General features: G+C 46.6%; 9 protein-coding genes. 4 read left to right on the forward strand and 5 right to left on the reverse strand.

What is annotated here, in order from left to right:
- The 3 genes from VRU48_RS19090 to VRU48_RS19100 form a co-directional block, all read left to right on the forward strand.
- The coding region (locus tag VRU48_RS19090; protein WP_330109528.1) for a DUF5977 domain-containing protein at positions 1 to 874 on the forward strand (874 nt) is incomplete at its 5' end.
- A 13-nt stretch (positions 875 to 887) separates the two neighbouring features.
- Positions 888 to 4,169: a DUF6443 domain-containing protein gene (locus VRU48_RS19095; RefSeq protein WP_330109529.1), complete on the forward strand. Its 3,282-nt coding sequence runs from the start codon at positions 888 to 890 to the stop codon at positions 4,167 to 4,169.
- A 31-nt stretch (positions 4,170 to 4,200) separates the two neighbouring features.
- The gene (locus VRU48_RS19100; protein ID WP_330109530.1) at positions 4,201 to 4,803 is read left to right on the forward strand and encodes a DUF416 family protein; all 603 of its coding nucleotides are present in this window, start codon (positions 4,201 to 4,203) and stop codon (positions 4,801 to 4,803) included.
- Positions 4,804 to 5,071: 268 nt separating this feature from the next.
- Here VRU48_RS19100 and VRU48_RS19105 read toward each other — a convergent pair whose 3' ends face one another.
- The 5 genes from VRU48_RS19105 to VRU48_RS19125 all read right to left on the reverse strand — a co-directional run bounded on the left by VRU48_RS19105 (position 5,072) and on the right by VRU48_RS19125 (position 11,654).
- Complete coding sequence (locus VRU48_RS19105) at positions 5,072 to 6,124, reverse strand: AlbA family DNA-binding domain-containing protein (RefSeq protein ID WP_330109531.1); 1,053 nt, start codon at positions 6,122 to 6,124, stop codon at positions 5,072 to 5,074.
- Between the two features lie 348 nt (positions 6,125 to 6,472).
- On the reverse strand, positions 6,473 to 7,354 hold the full coding sequence (locus tag VRU48_RS19110; RefSeq protein WP_330109532.1) for a hypothetical protein: 882 nt from the start codon (positions 7,352 to 7,354) through the stop codon (positions 6,473 to 6,475).
- Positions 7,355 to 7,411: 57 nt separating this feature from the next.
- The gene (locus VRU48_RS19115; RefSeq protein WP_330109533.1) at positions 7,412 to 9,337 is read right to left on the reverse strand and encodes a hypothetical protein; all 1,926 of its coding nucleotides are present in this window, start codon (positions 9,335 to 9,337) and stop codon (positions 7,412 to 7,414) included.
- On the reverse strand, positions 9,334 to 10,485 hold the full coding sequence (locus tag VRU48_RS19120) for a hypothetical protein (RefSeq protein ID WP_330109534.1): 1,152 nt from the start codon (positions 10,483 to 10,485) through the stop codon (positions 9,334 to 9,336). Before VRU48_RS19120 ends, VRU48_RS19115 begins: the two co-directional genes overlap by 4 nt.
- A 407-nt stretch (positions 10,486 to 10,892) precedes the next feature.
- Positions 10,893 to 11,654, reverse strand: coding sequence for a hypothetical protein (locus VRU48_RS19125; protein WP_330109535.1), 762 nt, complete (start codon positions 11,652 to 11,654; stop codon positions 10,893 to 10,895).
- A gap of 134 nt (positions 11,655 to 11,788) precedes the next feature.
- On the opposite strand from VRU48_RS19125, the gene VRU48_RS19130 reads away from it, so the two are divergent.
- Complete coding sequence (locus VRU48_RS19130) at positions 11,789 to 12,571, forward strand: hypothetical protein (RefSeq protein ID WP_330109536.1); 783 nt, start codon at positions 11,789 to 11,791, stop codon at positions 12,569 to 12,571.
- Positions 12,572 to 12,574: the final 3 nt, after the last annotated feature.

Genomic DNA, 12,574 nt, shown 5'->3' on the forward strand with positions numbered 1-12,574 from the left:
TTCGTGGAGCATCCCGAACGTGCGCGCCTACGTGCTGGGCTACTGGTACCGGGACGGGGGCATCTGGAAATACCATGAGCAGGCCTACACCGGAGCTGTTACGCTTGCCCTGGGCGATGCCATAGACGATGTGCGGATCCATCCCAAAGATGCCCAGCTGGGCACCTATGTGTACAAGAGCGGGGTAGGCATTTCGGCCTCTACCGATGCTAAAGGGCTGACCACGTACAGCGAGTTCGACGAGTTCAACAGGCTGAAGAACGTGAAGGACCAGGACGGCAACATTGTCAAGAACTACGAATACAACCTGGCGCACGAAACCTTCTATAACGATGCCGTGAGCGGCAGCTTTACCAAAAACAACTGTTCTTCCGGCACGGGTACCTCGGTAACCTATACCATACCGGCCAATACCTACTCAGCCTCTTCAAAGGCGGCCGCCAATGCCCTGGCCAATGCGGCCCTGGCCAACGGGGGGCAGGCCTATGCCAATGCCAACGGCACCTGTTCGGGCGTGGCCACAACGGCCATCAGCTACCTGAACTGGACCACGCCATATACGCCTGGGGGCACGCCTTCGGCCTACATCTCTTCGCTGGTGATCAAGGACGGCAGCGGCACCACGCTTTATACCTACAACACGGCGCAGCTGCAGGCGGGCATTACCGTTCCACAGGGCACCTACAGCTTTGTGGTCACGGTATCGGGCATGGCCTGGGACCCGTGGACCGACCTGGGCTGGGCCAGCTGCTATGTGGTATCCGGCGCCTACTCTGCCGGGTTCGACAATACCACGTCCACCTATACGCTCACCGGCGTAACGCTCAACGGGGCTACAGCCACCATCAACCTCGACAACATCGCCTACCTCTAAACGAAACGCATCCATGAAAACAAGATATCTATTCCTCAACATACTCCTGCTGGGCTCGCTCAAGGGCCTTGCCCAAAACCCCAGCGGCGACAAAAACTATACGATGGAAACCATCGTCAAGGTGGCCGGCAAGACCGACGCCTCCATGCTCATAGGCCTGCCCGTGGGACAGGCGAACCGGACCATACAGTACGTTGACGGGCTGGGGAGGCCCATCCAGACCGTGCAGTGGAAGGCCAGCCCCCTGCAGAGGGACCTGGTGCAGGTGACCGAGTACGATGCGCTGGGCCGGGAAACCAAGAAGTACCTGCCCTACGCCGAGCAGACGGCAAGCGATGCCGCCTTTAAAACAGGCGCCTCCACAAACCAGGCCGGCTTCTACGGTGTTTCGACGGGCTGGGACGCCAACGTGGCCAGGACAGCCTATCCATACAGCATTTCGGTAATGGAGCCCTCGCCCCTGGGCAGGGTGCTGGAACAGGGCGCCCCGGGCGCGGCCTGGCAGCCCTACAGCGCGGGCATAGCGGGCTCGGGCCATACCGCAAGGCCCGGCTATGCCATCAATGCGGCGTCCGACGCCGTAAAGCTTTGGCGGGTCAACGCCTCCGGGGCTTCCGCATCGGCGAACTACCCAGCGGGTACGCTCTACAAGAGCATCGCCAAAGACGAGAACTGGAGCGGCGGAAAGGCCGGAACCGGCGAAGAGTACAAGGATACCGAAGGCCGGGTGGTGCTGAAGCGCATGTGGGAAACCGAAAGCGTTGCGCTGGACACCTACTACGTCTACGACGCCTACGGCAGCCTGGCCTACGTGGTGCCGCCTGCAGTAGCCGCCACGAGCTTCACCGAGGCCGATGCAACGTTCAAAAACTTCGTCTACGGCTACCACTACGACGGGCGCAAGAGGCTGGTCGAGAAAAAGATCCCCGGCAAAGGCTGGGAGCACATCGTGTACAACAAACTGGACCAGGTGGTGCTGACCCAGGACAGCGTGCAAAGGAACAGCGGCCAATGGTCGTTTACAAAATATGACGCCATGGGGAGAAGCGTAGTTTCTGGAATATACGGCAATGGGAACACGAGACCCTATCTGCAGTCGCTGGTGGATTCTGGCACGCCACTTTGGGAACAGAGGGACAATGACAACAGCAACGGAACGGGCCCGATGACCGGCTATACGAATGTGGCCTTTCCGTATTCGAACATTTATGGCTACACCATAGAAAACTATTATGACGACTATTATTTCTTCAACAACGCCTTCAACTATCCCCAAGGCAACCAGGCTAGCGGAGAACGGACCAGGGGCTTGCTGACCGCAACCAGGGCGACGGTGCTTGGAACCGGCACCCAGCTTCTTACGGTCAATTACTACGATCTCGAAGGACGCCTCGTGCAGGCCAAGTCGCAGCATTACCTGGGCGGAACAGACGTAACGGACAACACCTACAACTTTGCCGGCGAACTGACCGCCAGCACCCGCACCAATACGGCCAACGGCGTAGTGACGATCATCGCCAACAGCTACGAATATGACCATATGGGCAGGAAGACCAAGACCTGGCAGAACACCAATACCCAGGGCCTGCCCGCAGTTGCGAATACATTGCTCAGCGAGATGCTCTACAACGAGATCGGGCAGCTGAGGGAAAAGAAGCTGGCAGGCGGCCTGCAGGCCACCAGCTATGCCTACAACGAGCGGGGCTGGCTGAAGGGCAGCACCTCTCCGCAGTTTAGCATGCAATTGAAATACGAGGACGGCACCACGCCGCAGTACAACGGCAACATCTCGAACCAGCTGTGGGGCTCTGCCGGCTCTTTCCCCAATACTTTTGCCTACGGCTACGACAAACTGAACAGGCTGACAAGCGGGAGCAATTCGAGCATCGGCATGGGCGAGAGCCTCACGTACGATGTAATGGGCAACATCTCCACGCTGACCAGGGACGGCAGCACGGGCAGCTACGGCTATACCGGCAACCGGCTTAACCAGGTATCGGGCGGGACGATGGCCACGGGCACCTACGCCTACGACGGCAACGGCAATGCGACAACGGCCACGGTCGGGCTTTCGAGGACTTCGGTAAGCCTTTCGTACAACTACCTGAACCTTCCGGCGACGGTATCGGGCGGGGGCATCGGCCTGGCCTACCTGTACGACGCCACCGGCGCCAAGCTGCGGAAGTCGAACACGGCGAGCGGCACGGTAACCGACTATGTGGACGGCATCCAGTACACAAACGGCACGATCGACTTCATCCAGACCGAGGCGGGCACCGCCCAGAACAACGGGGGCACCTATACCTACCATTACAACCTGACGGACAACCTGGGCAACGTACGCTACACCTTCGACATCTATAGCGGCGCGGTGCGCAAACTGCAGGAGGACAACTACTATCCGTTCGGCCTGCGCAGGGTTGCGAGTGCCGGAAATAATAAATACCTTTATAACGGCAAGGAGTTGCAGGAAGAACTTGAACAGTACGACTACGGGGCAAGGTTCTACGACCCGATGATCGGCAGGTGGAACGTGGTGGATCCGTTGGTTGAAGTAGGACAAGAGAGCACCTCTCCATATATTTATGTATTTAATAACCCTATTCTTTTAACTGATCCAGATGGGAAGTTGCCAGATCCACCAGAAAAGGACCCAAAACTTTCTTCTTTGCCAAAAGAGGATCCGGATGGAGATCAGATAGGAATTATTCGACAATCAAGGGCAGACCAACGTCTTTATTCTCCAGGAAAAGCAGCCATAGTAGACTTTACATATAAGTTGTTAGATGGACTTGGGTTTAATACTATTGATAATGCAATCTTCTCAAAAGAGAAATTGACGGCAGGAGATAAGGTTAATCTCGGATTTGCCATCTTATCGGCATTAGACCCTCCAATAGGCGGAGGAAGAGGAGGAAAGGCTAGTAGTGTACACGAGCCTAATCTTGGAATTAGGGCGGCAGAAATACATGCAGAAGTTTCTCCAGCAACACAAAGGAGAACAACCATTGCAGTAGGCAGTGCTACAGATGCTGCTGGAAATCCTGTGACTATTGTTGGTTCTAGTGAAGTAAACCTAAGAGCCCAACAGCTGAAGGCATTAAAACCTGGAGAAGTTGCTGCCTCAGGTATAGGTCATGCTGAGGTAACCGTTATGAATTATGCAAAGGCAAATAATATGACGGTTACTAATATCGGAGCTAGCAGGCCAATATGCTTCAACTGCGCATTGCAAATTCAGGCAAATGGTGTCGTGGCGGTTACTCCATACAAACCTGTTAAGCCTTCAAAGTAAATAAACTGATTTGTAAATTTGAATAAATATTATGGATGTCTTTGAAAATGAAATAAAAGAAAAGCTAACATCGTTGACTTACGAAAAAAAAATGCTGTTTGCTTTGTTGACCTGTGAAAAACTTTATCCCAATTATCTATATTTTCAGAAACGATGTAATTGGGGAAATTCAAATGCACTACTCGAGGCAATGGCAGCAATGTACCAATCATTGTTCAAAAGTAATCTGTTTAGCCACCCGGAAATACTCAATTACATCGAGGCGGTTGATTTGGCAACACCGGATACAGAAGACTTTTCAGACAGTTGGGTTTCATCAGCCCTAGATGCGTGTACAGCTGTTTATAGTTCTCTAAATTTTATGATTGATCGGGATATAAAACATGTTATAGATGTCGCAACTTATGCCCGGGATACTGTTTATATGTTTATTGTTAATAGAGACAACCTCGATATGAATGTAAAAGGAATGGATGACAAAGTTTCAAATGATCCTCTAATGTTGCGAGAAATGAACAGACAGTCCTCAACAATGGATAAGCTTGGAGGGCTTAAAGACAGCGATATAAGCGATGAGTTAATACGGAACCTAAATCAGGGTCTGCCAATCATAGATATTGATAATTCAAATTAATGGAACATACTGCAAAAGACAAGATAGAATTTATCCCCTATTATAATTAAACTTTTACAAGATGAAATAACAGGAATTAAAACTGCAATTGTGTCTTAATCACATTTTGGGCCACACTTATTTCGTTTGTTATCAGGTTTAAGATTATGCTACTCAAATTAAAAAGGAGTTATGCAACCAATGCAGAACTCCTTTTATTTACGGATCGTTCAAAAGTGTTACGCTGCCTTTCCCGGATGCCAGTAGCTTTCATTCGGCAGGTTCATCATTATAAATCCATAGGGTCCAGGAATTCCTGGATTTCCTCTTCCGGAAAACTGTATTCAAAAGTTTTTGGACCATCCGGGAAGTCATTGCTGCTAACAATGAGCTCAATTTTCAATTCTGCCGGCCTCGAAAAAACCAGGGCGATCTGGCCATTAAAGATATCGGCCACCGTTCCCTTCTGTTTTACGCGGAGAGCCGCCTCTGTTTTTTGGGGAGATGTAATCTCATACGAGGAATAGGCATCCCGATTATTAAATTCGACGTTCATATCCCTGTATATAAAGGGCGGCAGCATTTTGTCTAAATCGGCGGTAAAGGCCCACATGCTTTTACTGCGGCTTTCTTCATAATTTTTGTATTCGAGATCCTGTGCGCAGCGGGCTTTAAGATATCTATTGTTGTAAATCCTGGCCTCCACATCCAGGTCAATGGATGCATTGGAAGCATTGCTTATGTCAATCTGCAGGTGCTTTATATGCCCCGCATGCCTCAATTCGGGCGATGTAAACCAGCAAATTTTAAAATCAAAATCGATGTCTTCGCTACGGTCCTTAATGCGTGTTCGTTCGGCATATATTTTTTCGAAATCGTCCCGTTTTAAAAATCTTGTGGACGTGCCTATGCGGACAAAGCCGGTACCAGGCCGGTACTGATTTCCCCTTTGCTGTGTATCGTTGTATTCCTGCTTAAACAAATAAGGCGCCTTATCATTGCCAAACAGCCTGAAATAAGCCAGACGGTGTCCCTGGTGCATGAGCTCTTTGTACTCAAATTTTATTTCAGGTTCTATATACTGGTTTAAAAATTGCTGATAGGATGCCTGGTCGTGCAATTTATCAATGGGCTTAAAGCCTGCTGCAATACCGTTTTCTTCTTTAACCCCTATGATAATAAACTTATCTTCTTTGCCCGGGAGATTGGCGAAGGCGCACATATCCTTTAAAAATTCTCCCTTCTTAATATGGCCTCTTTCTATCGGATACTGCTCCTCTTTAAAATCCAGCTTCGTGTTTTCGCTCTCGTTTTCAATCAGGCTTATGACCGTTTCTTTCATGACATTTTTCTTCCCTTAATTTACAGTTTCCGGGGAACTGTTGCAAACCCAACAGAACCTCATTTTCATCTTACGGGCGTTGTTTTCTATATCCTAGGATTTCGTCAGTAATTCTGCGACACCTATTTTCAATCCGCTTCAGGCTACCGGCGATCACGTCCATGCCGATATTACCGGCAGGTGCCGTATCAATGAGGCCTTTTTTCCATTTCCACACCTCCAGCACATCTTCAACCGCTACCCGGTAAGGCGCGAAGATTACAAAACCAAAGATCCGCGTGTGGCTGCACAATTAAAGATGTTTCCGGAGGGAAGGAATTTTAAATAAAGGAGTGCTTTCAATAGCTATTAAAAATTAAGCAACATTGAAAAATCATTATTTAGTTCCTTGAGCTGATACTTGCCCCCTACTTTAACTAGCTTAAAGCTTAATGCCGGGTTTGATATGAACGACAAATCACTACCATATACTGACTTCAATAATTTTTCTGGATCAGCTTTGATTTTTCCCTCGAACTCCTCCAGATTTTCTTTGTTATTCCAATGACGCTGCATCACTTCAACACTGTGTCCAGAGGCCGTAAAACCACCGCCGGGGCTTGCGTATATAAGCCCAGGTTCTACTTCAATTATTGTATTTACGTTTACCCCCCTCAGCCCCCCTAATTCATCGTCAGTTACATTGTATTCCGGGCGAATTAAGCCATTGCTTTTAATCCTGAAATCATCTATCAAATGTGGCCAGTTTCTGTGGATGCTTCTCAATAGCTCCTGCTTTGTCCATGAACCATGCGGCATCACGTCCAGAAAATAAAAATGAGTTTCATCATATAAGCAAAACAGCACCGGGCCTGATCTTCGCATATATCCGTCATTCTCTAATGCTGTTCCCAAGTGCAAGTGATATATGCCCCAATCATACAACAAGTCGTCTCTTTCATCCAACTTTTTAAGCTTACGGCTTAAGTGCGGGAAAGTGTCTTGTCCGGTTTGGATTTTACTCTCCAAAGCAGCCAGGCCAGGCGCAAGAGCAACAGGACAATTAAAAATATCTGACTTTATTATTTGGCGCGGCTTTACAGGTATAACTCTTTTCAAGTAATTATAATACCGGATTGAAATTACCTCGTAGCTGTCATTTTCCGTAAAAGAATAGCCTCTGTTTTCAAGTTCAGCTTTTACAATACCTATCCAGTCAGTAAATAAGTTTATCGATCGGATCGTCAGCATAATTATGTATCAGTTTAAAAATCCGGAAACTGCTTTTCGTACCTCGGCTTAAAATAATTAATCAGAACTAAGGGTTAACAGGAAAAAGAAGGCAGCTTCTCTCTCTACTATTTCAAATTTACCCCAGATACCCAATTCGATATACATTGTAGTTGCCAGCCTGCCCCTGGCTTCCTCCTCGGTAAGTTCAAAACCGTCTTGATCTTTTCTGGAAGAAGGGGCCAACAATTCGTTTTCAATCTCCTCTTTGGAAATCGGGCGAATTGTTACCGAAAGCCGTTTGCTTATTAGTTTTTCACTTTCATACATGGTGAATTTAAAAGCATTCTCAAAATTGGCCACAATTACCTGATTGGTCAGATTTTTTGCATAAAAAGTAATTATCGGCACTTCCTTATAAAACCCCATAGAGCCAATATCATTGGGTTCATTGCTTCGCCGATAATCTTTTAGCTCCGTAAGATTAGTTTTATAAATTGCTTCCGGAGGAATAATAATAAGGTCTGGTTTAAAGTCCTTATTCTCAAACTTTGAGAACGCTTGTTTCAGACCCGTTTCTATATCAGCCACGGTTTCTGCTTCCTCGCTGTATTCCCTGGAAATCAGCCTGATAAAATTTGCATCAATAATTCTGCCGGCCTGACTGCCTATGTCTCCTGCACCATAAATTTGCTGATAATTATTCTCTACCAACATTTTCCGAAACTGGGGCACAAAAAAACGGATGCCCATAAAATCCAGCCCTTCCTCCTCAACAACAGGTTTGACTTTAGAAAACTGCTCAAACAAAGAAATCGAGAAATTTTGCTTATCCCAAGACTTAAAAAGTAACTGCCTAAATTCCTCAATCCTGTCCTTGCTGAGTGGTTCATCAGCCAGGCTTTTGTTTTCATTACGGTCATGAAGCAACTTCAATTGCTGAAATACATTCAAAATCTCCCTTGAACGTTCTTGAAAAATTTCCTCAGTACGTTTTTTTTGACTGTAAATATCTCCCTGTATCAACCCCAATGCAGGACCCCATTTTGAAATAGATTGCTCCAACCAGGTTAAAACTTCCTTTACACCGTTATGTAAAAAACTAAAATCCCTGTCGTCCGATACAGCGCGAGTATCAAAGTGCGGATTACTACCGCTCAACAAATAAAAAACCATCCCCTCCAAGACCCAGTAGTACGCGCTGGGCGGGTTATATACGACCCCTGATGGTCTTTCCATATAATCCCATCCTGACAGCCCCAGATAACCACCAACTTCATTCTTACGGATAAAAATCACATCAGAAAGCAAGTCTTCAAAATACTGATATTGCGGGTTGAGCGAACTTACCAGCAATTTAAAGCGCTCCAAACTGATCACATTGTTCGCAAATAACAATACGGCCCATGAATAGAGTGCTAGTGTAGTCCTGCGATGAAGAATTTCTACTTTATGAATATCCTCCGAATTGTTGTGAATAGCCAACTTCTCCTCTGCTGTATTTGCACGGATGATCCGAAGCCGCGTGTTAAAATGGTCAGGAAACCCAGTGCCTCTTATGTGCTGAAATTCCTGTAGGCCATTTTTAAGTACCGTATCATCAGGATGCTGAAGCGCATAATGCAACAGGGAAATCACCCCATTAAAAAAATCAAATTGATATTCAGGGCCTACGTCTTTTAAACCTCTCCCCCCGCTTCCTGCAAAAGAACTAAGCGTTGAAAAGAACACAATACTGTTGCTGAGCAGATAATTGCTGACTGCTGTATTGGCAACATGCCGGGCGTAAAGAAAAGAGGGCACATAGATGAACTGACTAATCACTTCACGTGCCCGCTCCTGAAAGGCTTTAGCCAGTTGTTTTTGGATAAACGCGTAAACCTCCTTGTAAATTTCTGGATGACCCCTTTCAACCGCAGTATTAAATGCGTCATATAACTTCCCGCTGAGGTCGTCAATAATTCCGTTCGTGCCATAACTATTGGCAGCTCTGAATCTAATCATCGGCCATACTTATAATAAATTTCAAATAGCTGTCCCATGTCTTCAAGCGCCTCATTCAAGAGCTCTTTGTTACCTGTCTCAGCCGACTTACCGAGTCTCTTATCAAGAATTTTCTTTTCCTCAGAAAAATCATCTTCACGGATGGGTTTAAGTAATACGGAATAAGACAGGTATTTACGCTCAAAGCTCTTCACCAAAGTTCCGGCATCAAACCAGAACATAGGCTTTCTACGTTCTACCCTTCCCTGATATCTCAAACTATAAAAATTCATTGCGCTACATCTTCTGCGAATTTTCCTTCCCGTCAATCTCAAAAGTGGAAAAAACACATCTTCCAGCTGCATCTCTTTTTCATTATCGAGTAAAAGTTCATCTGCTGGTTCACCCAAAAATCCAGGAAAAAAAGCGTCGTTCTCAAAACCATAACTTTTCATAGTCCGGTCAAATACCTGTTCACTTTCCCTGTTAAACCACGTTTGCAATAGCCTTAACTGAGCTGCTCTTAAAAGTGCATTTTTCGACAACCTTGCTACATATTGGGGGTTGAAAAAAACCAGTACTTTATAAAATAAGTGCGCAATAGACAAAGTAGTGGCAAGTAGCAGAACAGTACCCAATATGGCCAGATTCCCCGCCGTCCAATTGTTTGTCGAATACTTGAATGTATTGATTAGGGTCAGCGCAAAAATGGATACTATGGAAATCGAAAACACATAGTAAAGGTTCGTCACCCTGAAAATATCCCTGTACGTTCTCAGTGTCCTGTTTTTAACCGTTTCAAAAATAAAACCGATAACAACAAAACTCAAGCCGATAATGGTAGCGGCTGCACCTAATGTTTCACTAAGTAACGAATAGGCATTTTCTACCTTCGGAAACTTTATCCAGGAAATGAACGCCAGTCGTGTAGTAGAGAAATGCTCAGGAATAAAACAACACAAAATCAAGGCGACAACAACAAAAATTACAATCAAAAAAGCAGCGGTAAAATTATTCAGCAACAATGATTGCTTAAAACGCCTCTGTGCTTTTTTTAACTGTCGCAATTTTGGCCGGGACTTTAACAAAGAAATCCAGGTCATTCCAACCAATCGATGGGGACCGAACAAACCTATTTTAAACAATAAAAATTGAAGACATCGCTTCATAACTAGACGAGGTTAATTTAAGCGTCATCTGATTCTACAGTTCATATTTCCTGAAATCCGGGCAGGAACAACTGGGTTTAAGTAATCCAAACGACTACTACAATAATAAGATTTTCATTGCTCTATTCAGAATCTTTTGATTGTTTCGATCAGGTCATTTCCCTGCTGAAAGCCTGATTACATTAAAAATTACTGACCATCCATCCTGTTTCGCTTTTTTCAATGCGAAACGGAAAAAAGGCAGCAAAAGGAGGGGCTGCCGGTGCTTACGCGCGCATATTGGATTTGCTCGTTCCTCGCAAACCCAGCATCCGACATTTATAGTACGCCGTACCTACACAGCCGTACCTGTTCGGCCACTTTCTTTTTTCCGTTTTTTTCTGAAATATTCTTCTTCAGAGGGAGAGCTAAGGCAGATTATCCATATACCAGGTACAGGTACTGCTCATGTAATCGGCTCCCGCCTGCGTGTCCCCTTCAAAAGTCCCGACAACGCCGCCCAAAAGGTCAGCGGTGACAAAGGTAAACCAATGCAGAAAACGTCCCTTACCGGCAGCGCCGCCAGGGGCCGTTCCGTCCGGAAGCGGATAACGGTCCAGTTTCTCCAGCCAATAGGCGCCTGAATACCTGAGTATGGAAGCCCATTTAAAAAGGGCTGTGCGTTCGAATTCCGGAATCTTCTCTGTGGCTATCCTGGCTTCTACAGTCAGGACCGATTTTCTGAACAGCGGATACAAGTTTTCACGGTCCGCTTCCCGAAGGCTTTTATAAAGGTCGGTAAGCAATTCACGGCTGCGCTGGGAGAGTGGTGCATTGCTGATAGCGGGCTGCATCGGCCCCTTTCCCAGCAAAGCGATTTTTTTCCGGCATCGTTCAATAGCCGGTGCCACATCCCTGCCCTCGGTACGGCTAAAGTGGCCGGCGATCAGTTTTACTTTGCCCGGGGACGAAGTATCCCCTGTCAGCTGCACATACTGCCAGACTTTTTCCAGCACCTGGTTGTGCAGCTTCCCGGTATCGTCAAAGGGATTGAGCGGATTGTCAGCTTTCAGTTCCGCGGCAACATCAAACGGGGACGGGTTTGGCAATGTCTGGTTTTGCCTTCCGCTTTTTTTGCAGGCGGCGCCTGCCATGGAAAGGACAAGCAGCATAAATAACAGTTTTTTCATCTTATTGGCTTTATCGCCCGGCACCATGCCGGACAGCCAAATCTGGCAACTGAGCTATTATTTATCTGCTGCTTTGTTATTAGCTAATAGATTTTTATTGCTATAATTGAAAGGACAGAATTGCTGTCTGACAAATGATGATAGACCCGGAATTAATCCTCTTTTTGGACCAAAAGAAACAGATCGAAAACAGCGATGGCTATAGGCACTTCCGAAAACTATTAAAGCTTCGCTTTTCTTATCTGACCTTCCTGGACAACAGTATTGAACTGAAACGGACATTTCGCAGGTTTGCAAGTGAGCACGAAGATTTCTTTTACACACCGGCAAAACTGAACAAAAGGCAAAGAACCATTGTCCGTCAGCTGTACAACGCAATATCTTCTGCACAAAATCTTAAAGAACACCTCAGAAAAGAAAACCCCAGCTTCAGCCAATCTCCTGGGGATAGTGATCTGCTGTATTTTTTTCGGGAACTGAGGAACATGCTGGTCCATCACCATTCTTTTTCGCTGGTTTCCAGGCGGGTCGGCAGCACCCAAGCGGGACAGCGAAGTTTGGAGGTTTTTCAGAGCATGGACCTAAAGCCTTTTGTGGATTATCTAAACGAGAGAAAGAAGGCCAAATCAATATCCGTAAAAATGGTTGCTCAAATAAACGATTTGCTGGTTTTTATCGATACCCTTCCTACGGGCTTCAGTTTTGAGAAGGTCTTTTCATCCTATTGCCAGTCAATCCTCTGCTTTTACAGGTACTGGCAAAATTCCTACATCCTGTCAAATTACCCGGCGCTGGCTGACTTGTACGAAAACCCGCTTCTTTATAAAGGAAAAGTCGCACCCGAACCGGTCAGTCCTTTGCACCGGCGGTATTTGGGATTATTGCTTCGCCACGGCAAACCTGAAGCTGAAACCTGATCC

The organism is Pedobacter albus, assembly GCF_036324255.1.
Taxonomy (GTDB): domain Bacteria; phylum Bacteroidota; class Bacteroidia; order Sphingobacteriales; family Sphingobacteriaceae; genus Pedobacter; species Pedobacter albus.